Consider the following 14,710-nt stretch of genomic DNA (forward strand, 5'->3'; position numbering starts at 1 on the left):
GATCTCTACGACGCGGCCGGGCCGCTCCTGGTGGATCAGGCCCTTTCGATGTCACAGCCGTCACGTAGGCTCAGGTGTGTGAAGGGCGTACCGACGCCGCACTGCCGATCCGGACCGGGGAGGGGGCCCACGTGCTCATCGACACGTACGGCCGAGTGGCCACCGATCTGCGGGTTTCGCTGACCGACCGCTGCAATCTGCGGTGCACGTACTGCATGCCGGAAGAAGGCTTGCAGTGGCTGGCCAAGCCGGACCTGCTCACGGACGACGAGATCGTCCGCCTCATCCGCATCGCCGTGACCCGGCTCGGCATCGAGGAAGTCCGCTTCACCGGCGGCGAGCCGCTGCTCCGCCCCGGCCTCGTCTCCATCGTCGAGCGCTGCGCGGCCCTCGAACCGCGCCCCAGGATGTCCCTGACGACGAACGGCATCGGCCTCAAGCGCACCGCCGAGGCCCTGAAGGCCGCGGGCCTCGACCGGGTCAACGTCTCCCTGGACACCCTGCGCCCCGACGTCTTCAAGACCCTCACCCGCCGCGACCGGCACCGCGACGTCCTCGAAGGCCTCGAAGCCGCCCGCGACGCAGGCCTCACCCCCGTCAAGGTCAACGCGGTCCTGATGCCGGGCCTGAACGACGACGAGGCCCCCGACCTCCTCGCCTGGGCCGTGGAGAACGCCTACGAGCTGCGCTTCATCGAGCAGATGCCCCTGGACGCCCAGCACGGCTGGAAGCGCGAGGGGATGATGACCGCCGGTGACATCCTGGCCTCGCTCCGCACCCGCTTCGACCTCACCGAAGAGGGCTCCGAGCGGCGCGGCTCCGCCCCGGCCGAGCGCTGGGTCGTCGACGGCGGCCCGCATCGCGTCGGCGTCATCGCCTCCGTCACCCGCCCCTTCTGCGCCGCCTGCGACCGCACCCGGCTCACCGCCGACGGCCAGGTGCGCACCTGCCTGTTCGCCAGGGAGGAGACCGACCTCAGGGCGGCGCTGCGGGCCGCCCCCGGGGAAGCCTCCGAGGGCTCCGACGCGGACGCGGACGCCGAGATCGCCCGCATCTGGCGCCTCGCGATGTGGGGCAAGAAGGCAGGCTCCGGCCTCGACGACCCGACGTTCCTCCAGCCCGAGCGCCCGATGTCCGCGATCGGCGGCTAGCAGGGGGAGCGGGAACCGCTAGCGGGCCGACTCCCACTCGGCGAGCGGCACGACGTCCTTCAAGAAGCCGCGTACACCGAGGAATTGGGACAGATGCTCCCGGTGCTCGGCGCAGGCGAGCCACGTCTTGCGCCGGTCCGGCGTATGGATCTTGGGGTTGTTCCAGGCGAGCACCCACTCCGCGGCGGTGCGGCAGCCCTTGGCGGAACAGATCGGTGTCTCGTCGCTCACGTTCTCATCCCAAACAAGGCGACGCCGAGCAGCCACGGGGGGAGCTGCCCGGCGTCGGTCTGTCGCTCCGACGGGGGATGCGGAGCGCGTACGAAGTATGTCACGGGTAAGCGGCCGCCTGGCACTGGAACAACATGATTGATCTGAGCTTTTCTTGAGCTTGGCGTAACGTCGACGGTCAGCTCTGTTCGTGCGGCGGTGCGTCCCGCTGGTCGTACCGGGCTCCGGCCGGGTCTTCCGGAGCGGGTTCCGGGGCCCGCCCGCGGGGTGCCGTCGGGGGCAGCATCGGCCGCGACGGTGCCGGTACGAAGGTTGACGGCAGCGAGGGAGCGTTCTCCCGGCCGGCGTTGGCGATCACCACGGCGACGTACGGCAGGAGGATTCCGAGCACCAGCGCGACCAGAGCGACATGCCGCTCCACGTTCCAGAGCACCGCGGCGGCAATGACCGAAACAGTGCGGACCGACATGGAGATCACATACCGCCGCTGCCGGGCCCGGACGTCGTCCGCGAGGCCCTGCCTCGCCCCTGTGATCCGGAAGACCTGGGCGCTGCTCCGGTTCCGCATCACGTTCCACCGCCTGCCAGCTCTGCCGGGCACTCCCCGCCCGGACGCCCTCCACGTTACGCCTCGCCTGCGCAGACGCGTAGACCGGGGGCCGGATCACCTCCCGGTACGGACTGCGTCCGGCCACGTATGGACCGCCCGACATGCGCCGTATGGAGGATGGACCGACACTGAGCGTAATGCTCATGTCGAGCCGTCTGAGGAGGCAGCTATGGGCTGGTTGTGGGCGATCATCGTGGGATTCGTGCTTGGCCTCATCGCCAAGGCGATTCTCCCGGGCAGGCAGCACAGTCCACTGTGGCTGACGACCATCTTCGGCATCATCGGCGCCGTACTCGGCAACTGGATGGCTGCCGGTTTCGGTATCGACGAGACCAAAGGCATCGACTGGGGGCGGCACGCCCTCCAGTTGGTCGCAGCACTGGTGGTAGTGGGACTCGGGGACGCCGCCTACAAGATGGTCAAGGGGAACAGACAGCGCACCTGACACCGGAGGCAGGCTTCGCACCCCGCGGACCCCGCCCCGAACGACCCGCGGGTCCGTGAACGAGGGGCCGGTCCACCGGACCGGCCCCTCATCGCCTGCGTACGTGGCGAGCGGCACCCCCGTACGGGTGCGCGCCGCCCGCGTGCACGGGCCCGGCGCCCGGCGTCAGGCGGTGACCTCGACCGCGGCGAGGTTCTTCTTGCCCCGGCGAAGGACGAGCCAGCGCCCGTGCAGGAGGTCGTCGCGGGCCGGCACGGCGTCCTCGGCGGCGACCTTCACGTTGTTCACGTAGGCACCGCCCTCCTTGACCGTGCGGCGCGCGGCCGACTTGCTCGCCACCAGACCGACCTCGGCGAACAGGTCCACGACCGGACCCGGCTCGGCGACCTGGACGTGCGGCAGCTCGGAGAGCGCCGCCGCGAGCGTCGCCGCGTCGAGATCTCCGAGGTCGCCCTGGCCGAACAGCGCCTTCGACGCGGCGATCACGGCCGCGCACTGGTCGGCGCCGTGCACGACGGTGGTCAGCTCCTCGGCGAGTGCGCGCTGCGCCGCCCGCGCCTGCGGACGCTCCCGCGTCTGCCGCTCCAGGTCCTCCAGCTCCTCGCGGGACTTGAAGCTGAGGATGCGCTGGTACGTCGTGACGTCCCGGTCGTCCACGTTCAACCAGAACTGGTAGAACGCGTACGGCGTCGTCATCTCGGGGTCGAGCCAGACGGCGCCGCCCTCGGTCTTGCCGAACTTGGTGCCGTCCGCCTTGGTCATCAGGGGCGTCGCCAGCGCGTGCACGGTCGCGTCCGGCTCCAGGCGGTGGATCAGGTCGATGCCCGCCGTGAGGTTGCCCCACTGGTCGCTGCCGCCCTGCTGGAGGGTGCAGCCGTGGCGCCGGTAGAGCTCGAGGAAGTCCATGCCCTGGAGCAGCTGGTAGCTGAACTCCGTGTAGCTGATGCCTTCCTGCGACTCCAGGCGGCGGGCGACCGAGTCCTTGGTGAGCATCTTGTTCACCCGGAAGTGCTTGCCGATGTCACGCAGGAACTCGATCGCGGACATCCCCGCGGTCCAGTCCAGATTGTTGACCATGACCGCGGCGTTGTCGCCCTCGAAGGAGAGGAAGGGCTCGATCTGGGTGCGCAGGCGCGACACCCAGTTCGCGACCGTCTCCGGGTCGTTCAGGGTGCGCTCCGCGGTCGGCCGCGGGTCACCGATCTGGCCCGTGGCGCCGCCCACCAGCGCGAGCGGGCGGTGGCCCGCCTGCTGGAGGCGGCGCACGGTCAGGACCTGCACCAGATGCCCGACGTGCAGGCTCGCCGCGGTCGGGTCGAAGCCGCAATAGAACGTGACGGGACCGTCCGCGAGCGCCTTGCGCAGTGCTTCTTCGTCGGTGGACTGGGAGAACAGCCCCCGCCACTTCAGCTCGTCGACGATGTCCGTCACGGGTCTCTTGTCTCCTTGGGTGTGCTGGAACCGTGCACCTCGGGGGTGCGGTGTCCGAGGATCGTGCACCTCGGTGCGGTCTATGAGGTTATACGCCCTGGCTGACCGAACTCATGTTGAAGTCCGGCACCCGCAGCGCGGGCATCGCCGTCCGCGTGAACCAGTCGCCCCACTCGCGCGACAGCGTCTTCTCCGTACGCCCGGCCTCGGAGGCCCGCGACAGCAGGTCCACCGGCGACTCGTTGAAGCGGAAGTTGTTGACCTCGCCGACCACCTCGCCGTTCTCGACCAAATAGACGCCGTCCCTGGTCAGGCCGGTGAGCAGCAGCGTCGCCGGGTCCACCTCGCGGATGTACCAGAGGCAGGTGAGCAGCAGGCCGCGCCCGGTGGCGGCGACCATCTCCTCCAGGGAGCGGCCCGTGCCGCCGTCCATGATCAGGTTGCCGATCGCCGGTGCCACCGGCAGGCCCGTCAGCTTCGCGCTGTGCCGGGTCGTGGTCAGCCGGGCGAGATCGCCCTCGCGCATCCAGTCGGTCGGCTCCAGGGGCAGCCCGTTGTCGAACACCGACGCGTCGTCGCCGGAGGCGTGCGCGATCACGAAGGGCGCCGCCTCCAGACCCGGCTCGTACGGGTCGCTGCGCAGCGTCAGCGGGAGCCGCGCCAGCCGGTCGCCGACCCGGGTGCCGCCCCCCGGCTTGGAGAACACCGTGCGGCCCTCCGCCGCGTCCCGCCCCGAGGACGACCACAGCTGGTAGATCAGCAGGTCCGCCACGGCCGTCGGCGGGAGCAGCGTCTCGTACCGCCCGGCGGGCAGCTCCACCCGCCGCTCCGCCCACGCGAGGCGCCGCGCGAGCTCCTCGTCGAGGACGCCGGGGTCGACGTCCTCGAAGTCCCGGGTCGCCCGGCCCGCCCACGCCGAGCGGGTCCGGTCCGGCGACTTCGCGTTCAGTTCGAGGGTGCCGTTCGGCTGGTCGTGGCGCAGCCGAAGCCCCGTCGACGTACCGACGTAGGTGGACGTCAGCTCGTGGTTGGCGAAGCCGTACAGCTCACGGCCGCCCGCGCGGGCCAGCGCGAAGGCCTCGCCGAGCGCGGGTGCGAAGTCCGCGAAGACCGCCGCCGAGGTCTCGGCTGGCGCGTCCGTGAAGTCCGACGACGGCGTGCCGCCGGTGACCAGGGGCTGTGCGTCCTCCGCGGGCCCGGCCGCGCGGGCAGCCGCCTCTGCGGCCCGCACGAGCGGTTCGAGGTCGTCCGCGGTCACCGCGGAGCGCGAGACGACACCGGAGGCGGTGCCCTGTCCGCCGTCGACGGTGGCGACGACCGTGAGGGTGCGGCCGCGGGTGACGCCGTTGGTGGTCAGGGCGTTGCCCGCCCAGCGCAGATTGGCCGTCGACTGCTCGTCGGCGATCACCACGCAGCCGTCCGCGGTGGAGAGCTCCAGGGCACGCTCGACGATCTCGTGGGGCCGCGAGGTCCCGCCCGTGCCGTTCCTGCCGTTCGTACGGGAGCTCATCGCCCGGCCTCCTGCGTGGTGTTGAGGATGTTGACGCTGGTGAAAAGCGCGGAGGGGCAGCCGTGGGACACGGACGCGACCTGGCCGGGCTGGGCCTTGCCGCAGTTGAAGGCGCCGCCGAGCACATAGGTCCCGGGCCCGCCGACCGCCGTCATCGAGCCCCAGAAGTCGGTGGTCGTGGCCTGGTACGCGACATCGCGGAGCTGGCCCGTGAGCCGCCCGTTCTCGATCCTGTAGAAGCGCTGGCCGGTGAACTGGAAGTTGTAGCGCTGCATGTCGATCGACCACGACCGGTCGCCGACCACGTAGATGCCGCGGTCCACGCCGCTGATCAGGTCCTCGGTGGAGAGCCCCGCGGGGTCCGGCCGCAGCGAGACGTTCGCCATCCGCTGCACGGGGACGTGCCCGGGGGAGTCCGCGTACGCGCAGCCGTTGGACCGCTCGAAGCCGGTGAGCCTCGCGATGCGGCGGTCCAGCTGATAGCCGACGAGCGTGCCGTCCTTGACCAGGTCCCAGGACTGCGCGGCCACGCCCTCGTCGTCGTACCCGATGGTGGCGAGGCCGTGCTCGGCCGTGCGGTCGCCCGTCACGTTCATCAGCGACGAGCCGTACGCGAGCTTGCCGAGCTGGTCGAAGGTCGCGAAGGAGGTGCCCGCGTACGCCGCCTCGTAGCCGAGGGCGCGGTCGAGCTCCGTGGCGTGGCCGATGGACTCGTGGATGGTCAGCCACAGGTTCGAGGGGTCGACCACCAGGTCGTAGCGGCCCGCCTCGACGCTCGGCGCCCGCATCTTTTCAGCCAACTGCTCCGGCATGCGCTCCAGTTCGCCCTGCCAGTCCCAGGTGGTCCCCGTGAGGTATTCCCAGCCCCGGCCGACCGGTGGCGCCAGGGTCCGCAGGGAGTCGAATTCGCCACTGGACTCGTCGACGGCGACCGCCGTCAGCTGCGGATGCAGCCGCACCCGCTGCTGCGTGGTCACCGTGCCCGCCGTGTCCGCGTAGAACTTGTTCTCGTGCACGGTGAGCAGCGAGGCGTCGACGTGCGCGACCCCGTCGGCGGCGAGGAGGCGCCCGCTCCACTCCGCGAGCAGCCCCGTCTTCTCCTCGTCCGGCACGGAGAACGGGTCGATCTCGTACGAGGACACCCACGTCCTGTCCGCGTGCACCGGCTCCGCCGCGAGCTCCACCCGCTCCGCGGACCCGGCGGCCTCGATGACCTTCGCCGACAGCTTGGCCATCGCCACCGCCTGGGACGCGACCCGCGCCGCGGCGTCCATCGTCAGGTCCACACCGGAGGCGAAGCCCCAGGCCCCGCCGTGCACCACCCGCACCGCGTACCCCAGGTCCGTGGTGTCGGAGGACGCGGCGGGGCGGGCGTCCCGCAGCCGCCAGGCCGCGCTGCGCACCCGCTCCAGGCGGAAGTCCGCGTGCTCGGCGCCCAGCGCACGCGCGCGGGCGAGCGCGGCGTCGGCGAGGGCCCTCAGCGGCAGCGCCGTGAAGGCGGAATCGATCGAATGAGGCACGGAATGTCTCCCTGCTGGCACCTGTGGTGGGCACCGGTGCCCTCTGCGGTGGCGCCGCCCTGTCGGCGTCGGCCCTGGTGAGCGACCGTCTCCGGCCCCGGCCCACGGCCGCGTCCCGGCACCGGTCACGACCGATCATCGCGCGCGGACCGCCCGCCGGGCCACACCTTTGTCCGCCGCCCGCGCGCGACCTTCTGTAGGGACCCCACAGGGAGTCTTCCGAGCCACTGTCGGTCACGATTCCCCGTATCGAGCACGGGACCGATAGGTTTCCCGGTGACCACACAGCCAAGGAAAGGGTGATCCGTTGAGCCGCTCGGTTCTCGTCACTGGAGGAAACCGGGGCATCGGCCTCGCCATCGCCCGCGCGTTCGCCGACGCCGGCGACCAGGTCGCGATCACCTACCGCTCGGGTGAGCCGCCCAAGGACCTCACCGCGGCCGGCGTCCTCGCCGTCAAGTGCGACATCACCGACCCCGAGCAGGTGGAGCAGGCCTACAAGGACGTCGAGGAGAAGCACGGCGCGGTCGAGGTGCTCGTCGCCAACGCGGGCATCACCAAGGACCAGCTCCTGATGCGCATGTCCGAGGAGGACTTCACGTCCGTCCTCGACACCAACCTCACCGGCACCTTCCGGGTCGTGAAGCGGGCCAACCGCGGCATGCTGCGCGCCAGGAAGGGCCGCGTCGTCCTCATCTCCTCCGTGGTGGGCCTGTACGGCGGCCCCGGGCAGGCCAACTACGCCGCCTCCAAGGCGGGTCTTGTCGGTTTCGCGCGCTCGCTCGCCCGGGAGCTGGGGTCGCGCAATCTCACCTTCAACGTCGTCGCGCCCGGTTTTGTCGACACGGACATGACCAAGGTCCTGACGGACGAGCAGCGGGCGAACATCGTCTCGCAGGTGCCGCTCGGCCGTTACGCGCGGCCCGAGGAGATCGCCGCCACGGTGAAGTTCCTCGCCTCGGACGACGCCTCGTACATCACTGGAGCCGTCATCCCTGTTGACGGCGGATTGGGCATGGGTCACTGATCACATGAGCGGAATTCTCGACGGCAAGCGGATCCTGATCACGGGTGTGCTGATGGAGTCGTCCATCGCCTTCCACGCGGCCAAGGTCGCGCAGGAGCAGGGTGCCGAGGTCATCCTGACCGCCTTCCCGCGGCCCACGCTCACCGAGCGCATCGCCAAGAAGCTGCCCGAGCCCGCCAAGGTCATCGAGCTCGACGTGACGAACCAGGAGCACCTGGACCGCCTCGCGGGCATCGTGAAGGACGAGCTCGGCGGCCTCGACGGCGTCGTGCACTCCATCGGCTTCGCGCCGCAGGGGGCCTTCAACTTCCTCGAGGCGACCTTCGAGGACGTCTCCACGGCCATGCACGTGTCGGCGTACTCCCTGAAGTCGCTCACCATGGCCTGCCGGCCGCTGTTCGAGAACGGCGCCTCGGTCGTCGGTCTCACCTTCGACGCGCAGTACGCGTGGCCGAAGTACGACTGGATGGGCCCCGCCAAGGCCGCCCTTGAGGCCACGAGCCGCTACCTCGCCCGCGACCTGGGCAAGGAGGACGTCCGCTGCAACCTGATCTCCGCGGGCCCGATCGGCTCCATGGCGGCCAAGTCCATCCCGGGCTTCGCCGACCTCGCGGACGTCTGGAACACCCGCTCCCCGCTCGAGTGGGACATGGCCGACCCCGAGCCCGCGGGCCGCGGCATCGTCGCGCTGCTCTCGGACTTCTTCCCGAAGACCACCGGCGAGATCATCCACGTCGACGGCGGCGTGCACATGATGGGTGCCTGATCCCCGCACGGGTGCGCCGACGCCCCGCCCTCCCGCACGCCGCGGGCAGGCGGGGCGTCGCCCGTTCGGCCTCCTGACCGGGCGCGGGCGGGCCCGTGCCGCGCACCCTGGAGTGTGCGCTGGTCACCCGGTGCGGTGCTCGCCACCGCCCTCGCCCTCCTCGTCTCCCTTCCCTACGACCTTCCCTACGCGGGCTTCCCCCACGACGCCGTGTCGCACGGCAGCGGGGGAGGAGGGACGGAGACCCGTACGTCGGCCGACGGGGTGCCGGAGTCCCGCGTGCCCGTCGGGGGAGTGTCGGAGACCCGTACCGCCGTCGGCGAGGAACCCGAGGACGCCGCACGGGACGGCCGCGAGGACCGGCCCTTCGGCGCGGAGTGCCGCAGCAGCGTCCAGGGGTCGACGGCTGTCGCCTACTGCCACAACCCCTACCCCGAGAGCGACCGGGTCCGGCTGCACATCGAGTGCGACCGCTGGTGGGACGTGGACAGCGACAGCCGCCCGGTCACGGCCGGACCCGCCACCACCGTGCGGCTCACCGGACGGTGCTGGAAGGAGATCCGCGCGGTGTGGGTCAGCCACCAGCGGTGATCTGACCGCGACCGGTCCTAAGCGGACCGCCGGCTGCCGGGCGGCCCGTCAGGCGTCGGCCGCGAGGCGCTCGGGACGGCACAGGTACGGATAGCTCGCCGCCTCCGCGGCGGCGGCCTCCGCGTCCTGCGCCCGGATCGCCTCCACCAGACGGCTGTGGTCCATGTACGCGGCGGGCGTCAGCTCGCGGCCGATGTCCTCGCGCAGCCAGTCCCGCAGGACCTCGCCGAGATCCGCGTACATCGCCGTCATGACGTCGTTGTGGGACGCGGCCACCACCGCCAGGTGCAGGGTCGAGTCGGCCGTCACGAACGCCTCGGCGTCGCCCGACGCCCAGGCCTCCTCGCGCCGGGCGAGGAGCGAGTCGAGCTGCCGCAGGTCCCGTTCGGTGCGCCGCTCAGCGGCGAGCTTCGCCGCGCTCGACTCCAGCGTGGCCCGCAGCTCGGCGATGTGCCGGGGGCTCGCGTCGGCGAACCTGCGCTGCATCACGCCCGCGAGCTCACTGGTGGCGACCACATAGGTGCCCGAGCCCTGCCGGATGTCGAGCAGGCCGTTGTGGGCGAGCGCGCGGACGGCCTCGCGCACCGTGTTCCTCGCCACACCCAACTGCTCCACCAGCTCGGGCTCGGTCGGGATGCGGGAGCCCACCGGCCACTCGCCGGACGAGATCTGATTGCGCAGCTCGGAGATGACCTGCTCGGAGAGCGCCGAGCGGCGAGGGGTGGTCAGCGGCATGACGTTCCTTCGGGCGAGCGGTCACGGGCGATCGGTGCGACGACACGACAGCGATTCAACAGGTACGGGCGGGACTGTGGCGATTGGACAGCCGATCGGACAGCCGATTGGACAGCCAATCATCCCATGATTCTATGATGGCCTCATGGCGAGTGAGGAAGCGAAGACGACGACCGCCGCGGGCGCGGGCACGCCGACGAGCACGAAGACACCCCCCGCGGACCCCGCCGGGCGGGTGTCCGCCGCGCGGGAGTCCGTGGACGGGACGCCCGGCGGGCTGTCCTCCCGCGGGCGGTCCTCCCGCGGGCTGTCCTCCGGTGTGCGGTCCTCCGGCAGGTCCTCCGGTACGGGGCCGTCCGGGGGCGGACAGCCCGCCACGCGCGCGTGGGCGACGCGTCTGGTCGTCGTCGGCATCGTCCTCGCGGCGCTCAACCTGCGGCCCGCCATCACCAGCCTCGGCGCGCTTCTCGAAGAGGTGCGCGACGGACTCGGCATGAGCGGCACCCTTGCGGGCCTCCTCACCTCCGTGCCCCCGCTGTGCTTCGCGGTCTTCGGAAGCCTCGCGCCGCGCCTCGCCCGCCGCTTCGGCCCTCCCGCGGTGGTGTGCGCGGGCATGGTGGCCATCGCCGCGGGCCTGCTGATACGCCCCTTCGTCGGCGGCACGGTCGGCTTCCTCGCCGCCAGCGCGCTCGCCCTCATGGGCATCGCCGTCAGCAACGTCCTGATGCCGGTGATCGTCAAGCGCTGGTTCCCCGACCGCGTCGGTTCGATGACGGGCCTGTACTCGATGGCCCTCGCGCTCGGCACCTCGCTCGCGGCCGCCGTCACCGTGCCCCTGACCGACGCCCTGGGCGGCAGCTGGCGCACCGGCCTCGCGGTGTGGGCGACGATCGCCGTCGTCGCCGTCGTGCCGTGGATCCCGCTGACGCGCCACCGCGCCGCCGGGGAGGCGGGCGCCGAACGCGTGCCCGCCGCCGTGCGGCGGCAGGACGAGGCGCTGCGCATCACGCACAGCCGCACCGCGTGGGCCCTCGCCTGCTTCTTCGGCCTCCAGGCCACCGCCGCGTACATCACCATGGGCTGGATGCCGCAGATCTTCCGGGACGCGGGGGTGCCCGCGGGCGAGGCCGGTGTGCTGCTCGCCGTCACCATGGCCATGGGTGTGCCCCTCGCCTTCGTCATCCCGCGCGTGGCCACGCGGCTGCCCCACCAGGGTCCCGTGGTGGCCGTCCTCGGCGCCTGCGGTCTCGCCGGGTACGCGGGCCTGTACTTCGCCCCGGCGGGCGGCGCCTGGGCGTGGGCGCTGCTGTGCGGCATCTCCAACTGCGCCTTCCCGCTGGCCCTCACGATGGTCGGCATGCGCGCCAGGAGCAGCGCGGGCGTCGCCAAGCTCTCCGCCTTCGCGCAGAGCACCGGCTATCTGATCTCGATCCCGGGACCGCTGCTCGTCGGCGTGCTCTACCAGCACAGCGGCGGCTGGGGCCTGCCGATCGCGCTCATGGCGGGTTTGATGGTGCCGCAGATCGCCGTCGGCATCCTCGCGGGCCGTGACCGCACCGTCGAGGACGAGGTGGCGGCCAGGGCGGCGGCCGCGCGGCCGGGGGCGTGACTGCGGCTCCGGGGGCCGGCGCGGGTGAGTGATCCTGCCTTCGGCGGCTTGTGTACGGGTGCCGGGTCCGACTCCGATGGCTCCTGTACGGGGGCCACGCCCGACTCCGGCGGAATGTGTACGGGTGCCGGGCTCGACTCCGACGGCTCCTGTACGGGTGCCAGGGCCCGGCTCTGACGGCTCCTGTACGGGGGTCCGGCCCGACCCCGGCGGCTCCCGTGCGGGGGAGGGGTGCGAGACTTGCCCCATGCCCGTGCTCGACCCGAACCCCCAGAACGGCCAGAAGAAGCTCCTGATCGTGCTCGGAGCGATGCTGGCCATCACCGTCGTCATCGGAATCATCGCCTCGGTGGCCTCCCCCTGACGGCGGCTCAGCAGGCCCGCGGGTGCCCAGCGCCGACGCATGGTGGGGCTAGCACCACCATCCCCTAGGGGGCCAGGGTCAGGGTCAACTGGGTGGATCACCGGATGGGTCGAGGGACCCGGACTCCGTACCTTCGAGATGTGGCCGCGAACACGCGGTACGGAGCACTCGAAGACCATGGAGGCGGCATGTCGGCCCGTTCGCACACCCGGCGCGACCCGGCGGACCGGGCGAGGCCGGCCGCCATCGAGATCCAGCTCCCGTGGTGGGCCATAGCCCTGCCCGCGATCGCCTTCGCGGCCCTGCTCCTGCTCATCCTGAACCCCGCCGACGCGCACGCGGCAAGCAGCGAGCCCGCCGTCTCGGACCTCCTCGAGCGCCTCCGGGCCCTCCTGCACGTCGCCGCCTGACCCCGGCCCGCCCCTCCCGTGCCGCTGCGCCGCCAGGACGGACACAAGATCGCGGTCGAGCCCGCCCGAAAGCCCGCGGTCGGCTCGGAAACCGCCCCCGACCTCGTACGTCACGTGGTGGACGCCCCGTCACCCGTGTCGGCAGAGCGGGTCAACTCCCTGCGCTCCATGGCGTGTTTCATGCGAAGCTGGGAGGTATGAGCGTCGAAGAACTCCGCAGGATTGTCCTCTTCCGGCATGCGAAGGCCGACTGGCCCCAGGTGTCCGACCACGAGCGGCCGCTCGCCGACCGCGGCCGCAAGGATGCCCCTGTCGCCGGCCGCAAGCTCTCCGAGACCGGCATCGCCTTCGACCTGGCCCTCTGCTCGACGGCCGTCCGGACCCGCGAGACGTGGAAGCTCGCCGTCCAGGAACTGCCACAGCGCCCCCGGACGGTGTACGAGGACCGGCTCTATGAGGCCTCGCCCGGCGAGCTGATCGCCGTGCTCAACGAAACCCCGGACGACGCCAGGGACGTGATCCTGATCGGCCACAACCCGGGCGTCCACGGACTCGCCGACGTCCTGGCCGGAGAAGCGGAGGGAGACGCGCGGGTGCGCATGAACCGCCGCGGCTTCCCGACGTCGGCCTTCGCCGTCCTGACGCACACCGGCTCCTGGAAGACCCTGGAGCCGGGCACGGCCACTCTCGTGGACTATTGGGCGCCTTCGGAGTAGCGGCACGGCACCGGCACACAGCGGGGCCCGGCGTCTCGGAGGACGCCGGGCCCCGCCCTGCTTGCTCTCATACCGAGCGGGTCCCGGCCGTCCTGCTCGCCGGGCCCGCGCTGGTCCGGTCCGGACCGGACCAGACCGGTCCTCAGTCCTGGTCCAGATGCATGTTCGCGGCCTCGACCTCTTCGCGGGTGATGCCGAGGAGGTACAGGACGGTGTCCAGGAAGGGGACGTTCACCGCGGTGTGGGCGGCCTCACGGACCATCGGCTTGGCGTTGAAGGCGACGCCGAGACCGGCGGCGTTCAGCATGTCCAGGTCGTTGGCGCCGTCGCCGATCGCCACCGTCTGCTCGAGGGGCACGCCCGCCTCGGCGGCGAAGCGGCGCAGCAGCCTGGCCTTGCCCGCCCGGTCCACGATCTCGCCGCTCACCCTGCCGGTGAGCTTGCCGTCCACGATCTCCAGCGTGTTGGCGTGGGCGAAGTCCAGGCCGAGACGTTCCTTCAGGTCGTCGGTGACCTGGGTGAAGCCGCCGGAGACGACACCGACCTGGTAGCCGAGGCGCTTGAGGGTGCGGATGAGGGTGCGCGCGCCCGGGGTGAGCCGTACCTCGGCCCTGACCTTGTCCACGGAGGACACGTCCAGGCCCTCGAGCAGGGCGACGCGGGCGTGCAGCGACTCCTCGAAGTCGAGTTCGCCGCGCATGGCCGCCGTGGTCACGGCGGCGACCTCCTCCTCGCAGCCCGCGTGCGCGGCGAAGAGCTCGATCACCTCGTCCTGGATGAGGGTCGAGTCGACGTCCATCACGACCAGGCGCTGGGCGCGGCGGTGCAGGCCCGCGGCGACCACCGCGACGTCCACTCCGAGGGCGCGTGCCTCCGTCGCGAGTGCGGTGCGCAGCGGTTCGGTCTCCGTACCGGAGACGGCGAACTCCACTGCGGTGACCGGGTACTTGGCGAGGCGGAAGATACGGTCGATGTTGCCGCCGGTCCCGGTGATGCGGGCGGCGATCGCGGCCGTCGACTCGGCGGTGAGCGGATGTCCGAGGACGGTGACCAGGGACCGGCCGAGGCCGCGCGGGCGGTTGTCGCCCCGGCCCGAGATGATCTCGGCCTGGAGCTTCAGGGACTCCGCCCAGCTGTGCACGGTGGCCCGCAGGTCGCCTTCGAGGCCGGGCTGCGGGGCGGTGACGAGGGCGCACAGCACTATCCGGCCACGGGTCACGACCTGCTCGATGTCGATGACGTCGACGGAGTAGGCCGCGAGGGTGTCGAAGAGCCCGGCGGTCATGCCCGGACGGTCCTTGCCGAAGATCTTGACGAGGAGCGTGGGGAGGTCGGCGGGGGCGTGGGCGCCTGTCGGCGGCGCGGGCGTACGGGACTCCGGCGCGGGCGCGCCGGAGTCCGCCGGTACGGGCGCGAGGGAACCTGCCAGTACGGGCGCGCCAGGGGTCTTGGGGGGCGTCGAGGCACTCATGGTGATCCCCACGGTAGCTGGCCCCACGCGACGGCCGACGGGCGTGTCCGGCCCTCGGACGCCCGGCCCACCAGCCCCTCGACCGCCTGTTGCCCGGGGTCCGCCGGAGAGTGGGGACCTGTT

General features: G+C 71.8%; 16 protein-coding genes. 9 read left to right on the forward strand and 7 right to left on the reverse strand.

What is annotated here, in order from left to right; all coding sequences use genetic code 11:
• The first annotated feature begins 131 nt into the window (after positions 1 to 131).
• Positions 132 to 1,151: a GTP 3',8-cyclase MoaA gene (gene moaA / locus ACH4DX_RS05980; protein WP_398154124.1), complete on the forward strand. Its 1,020-nt coding sequence runs from the start codon at positions 132 to 134 to the stop codon at positions 1,149 to 1,151.
• Between the two features lie 18 nt (positions 1,152 to 1,169).
• Here moaA and ACH4DX_RS05985 read toward each other — a convergent pair whose 3' ends face one another.
• The gene (locus tag ACH4DX_RS05985; protein ID WP_398122634.1) at positions 1,170 to 1,382 is read right to left on the reverse strand and encodes a hypothetical protein; all 213 of its coding nucleotides are present in this window, start codon (positions 1,380 to 1,382) and stop codon (positions 1,170 to 1,172) included.
• A 178-nt stretch (positions 1,383 to 1,560) separates the two neighbouring features.
• Positions 1,561 to 1,950, reverse strand: coding sequence for a DUF3099 domain-containing protein (locus tag ACH4DX_RS05990; RefSeq protein WP_398122633.1), 390 nt, complete (start codon positions 1,948 to 1,950; stop codon positions 1,561 to 1,563).
• Positions 1,951 to 2,161: 211 nt separating this feature from the next.
• On the opposite strand from ACH4DX_RS05990, the gene ACH4DX_RS05995 reads away from it, so the two are divergent.
• A complete protein-coding gene (locus ACH4DX_RS05995; protein ID WP_398122632.1) occupies positions 2,162 to 2,437 on the forward strand; it encodes a GlsB/YeaQ/YmgE family stress response membrane protein in 276 nt (91 codons plus the stop codon).
• A 165-nt stretch (positions 2,438 to 2,602) separates the two neighbouring features.
• Here ACH4DX_RS05995 and tyrS read toward each other — a convergent pair whose 3' ends face one another.
• From tyrS to ACH4DX_RS06010, 3 genes are all read right to left on the reverse strand, one after another.
• Complete coding sequence (gene tyrS / locus ACH4DX_RS06000; protein ID WP_398154125.1) at positions 2,603 to 3,868, reverse strand: tyrosine--tRNA ligase; 1,266 nt, start codon at positions 3,866 to 3,868, stop codon at positions 2,603 to 2,605.
• Positions 3,869 to 3,956: 88 nt separating this feature from the next.
• Positions 3,957 to 5,378, reverse strand: a complete 1,422-nt coding sequence (locus ACH4DX_RS06005) for a metallopeptidase TldD-related protein (RefSeq protein WP_398122630.1) — start codon at positions 5,376 to 5,378, stop codon at positions 3,957 to 3,959.
• Positions 5,375 to 6,898 (reverse strand): TldD/PmbA family protein, encoded by a 1,524-nt coding sequence (locus tag ACH4DX_RS06010; RefSeq protein WP_398122629.1) that lies wholly within the window; start codon positions 6,896 to 6,898, stop codon positions 5,375 to 5,377. Before ACH4DX_RS06010 ends, ACH4DX_RS06005 begins: the two co-directional genes overlap by 4 nt.
• A gap of 307 nt (positions 6,899 to 7,205) precedes the next feature.
• On the opposite strand from ACH4DX_RS06010, the gene fabG reads away from it, so the two are divergent.
• The 3 genes from fabG (at position 7,206) to ACH4DX_RS06025 (ending at position 9,282) form a co-directional block, all read left to right on the forward strand.
• Positions 7,206 to 7,925 carry a 3-oxoacyl-[acyl-carrier-protein] reductase gene (gene fabG, locus ACH4DX_RS06015; RefSeq protein ID WP_398122628.1) on the forward strand — a complete coding sequence of 240 codons (720 nt, stop codon included), beginning with the start codon at positions 7,206 to 7,208 and terminating at the stop codon, positions 7,923 to 7,925.
• 4 nt (positions 7,926 to 7,929) lie between these two features.
• Positions 7,930 to 8,691, forward strand: coding sequence for an enoyl-ACP reductase FabI (gene fabI / locus ACH4DX_RS06020; protein WP_398122627.1), 762 nt, complete (start codon positions 7,930 to 7,932; stop codon positions 8,689 to 8,691).
• A gap of 210 nt (positions 8,692 to 8,901) precedes the next feature.
• Positions 8,902 to 9,282, forward strand: a complete 381-nt coding sequence (locus ACH4DX_RS06025; RefSeq protein WP_398154192.1) for a hypothetical protein — start codon at positions 8,902 to 8,904, stop codon at positions 9,280 to 9,282.
• Positions 9,283 to 9,330: 48 nt separating this feature from the next.
• On the opposite strand, the gene ACH4DX_RS06030 is transcribed toward ACH4DX_RS06025, so the two are convergent.
• Complete coding sequence (locus ACH4DX_RS06030) at positions 9,331 to 10,017, reverse strand: FadR/GntR family transcriptional regulator (RefSeq protein WP_398122626.1); 687 nt, start codon at positions 10,015 to 10,017, stop codon at positions 9,331 to 9,333.
• Positions 10,018 to 10,162: 145 nt separating this feature from the next.
• Between ACH4DX_RS06030 and ACH4DX_RS06035 the strand changes: the two genes are divergently transcribed.
• The 4 genes from ACH4DX_RS06035 to ACH4DX_RS06050 all read left to right on the forward strand — a co-directional run bounded on the left by ACH4DX_RS06035 (position 10,163) and on the right by ACH4DX_RS06050 (position 13,116).
• Positions 10,163 to 11,626 (forward strand): CynX/NimT family MFS transporter, encoded by a 1,464-nt coding sequence (locus ACH4DX_RS06035; RefSeq protein WP_398154126.1) that lies wholly within the window; start codon positions 10,163 to 10,165, stop codon positions 11,624 to 11,626.
• A 247-nt stretch (positions 11,627 to 11,873) separates the two neighbouring features.
• On the forward strand, positions 11,874 to 11,990 hold the full coding sequence (locus ACH4DX_RS06040) for an SGM_5486 family transporter-associated protein (RefSeq protein ID WP_107450643.1): 117 nt from the start codon (positions 11,874 to 11,876) through the stop codon (positions 11,988 to 11,990).
• Between the two features lie 188 nt (positions 11,991 to 12,178).
• A complete protein-coding gene (locus tag ACH4DX_RS06045) occupies positions 12,179 to 12,400 on the forward strand; it encodes a hypothetical protein (protein ID WP_398122624.1) in 222 nt (73 codons plus the stop codon).
• Positions 12,401 to 12,597: 197 nt separating this feature from the next.
• The gene (locus ACH4DX_RS06050; RefSeq protein ID WP_398122623.1) at positions 12,598 to 13,116 is read left to right on the forward strand and encodes a SixA phosphatase family protein; all 519 of its coding nucleotides are present in this window, start codon (positions 12,598 to 12,600) and stop codon (positions 13,114 to 13,116) included.
• A gap of 142 nt (positions 13,117 to 13,258) precedes the next feature.
• Here ACH4DX_RS06050 and serB read toward each other — a convergent pair whose 3' ends face one another.
• Entirely contained in the window at positions 13,259 to 14,587 is a 1,329-nt protein-coding gene (gene serB / locus ACH4DX_RS06055; protein ID WP_398122622.1) for a phosphoserine phosphatase SerB, read from the reverse strand.
• Positions 14,588 to 14,710 lie beyond the last annotated feature (123 nt).

Origin of the sequence: Streptomyces sp. NPDC017940 (assembly GCF_044328435.1) — a bacterium.
Taxonomy (GTDB): domain Bacteria; phylum Actinomycetota; class Actinomycetes; order Streptomycetales; family Streptomycetaceae; genus Streptomyces.

Bases quoted from the DNA above. Each gene is read 5' to 3' on its own strand.
- ACH4DX_RS05990 (WP_398122633.1), bottom strand. From the start codon at position 1,950: ATGCGGAACCGGAGCAGCGCCCAGGTCTTCCGGATCACAGGGGCGAGG.
- ACH4DX_RS05995 (WP_398122632.1), top strand. From the start codon at position 2,162: ATGGGCTGGTTGTGGGCGATCATCGTGGGATTCGTGCTTGGCCTCATC.
- ACH4DX_RS06005 (WP_398122630.1), bottom strand. From the start codon at position 5,378: ATGAGCTCCCGTACGAACGGCAGGAACGGCACGGGCGGGACCTCGCGG.
- fabI (WP_398122627.1), top strand. From the start codon at position 7,930: ATGAGCGGAATTCTCGACGGCAAGCGGATCCTGATCACGGGTGTGCTG.
- ACH4DX_RS06030 (WP_398122626.1), bottom strand. From the start codon at position 10,017: ATGCCGCTGACCACCCCTCGCCGCTCGGCGCTCTCCGAGCAGGTCATC.
- ACH4DX_RS06035 (WP_398154126.1), top strand. From the start codon at position 10,163: ATGGCGAGTGAGGAAGCGAAGACGACGACCGCCGCGGGCGCGGGCACG.
- ACH4DX_RS06040 (WP_107450643.1), top strand. From the start codon at position 11,874: ATGCCCGTGCTCGACCCGAACCCCCAGAACGGCCAGAAGAAGCTCCTG.
- ACH4DX_RS06045 (WP_398122624.1), top strand. From the start codon at position 12,179: ATGTCGGCCCGTTCGCACACCCGGCGCGACCCGGCGGACCGGGCGAGG.
- ACH4DX_RS06050 (WP_398122623.1), top strand. From the start codon at position 12,598: ATGAGCGTCGAAGAACTCCGCAGGATTGTCCTCTTCCGGCATGCGAAG.
- serB (WP_398122622.1), bottom strand. From the start codon at position 14,587: ATGAGTGCCTCGACGCCCCCCAAGACCCCTGGCGCGCCCGTACTGGCA.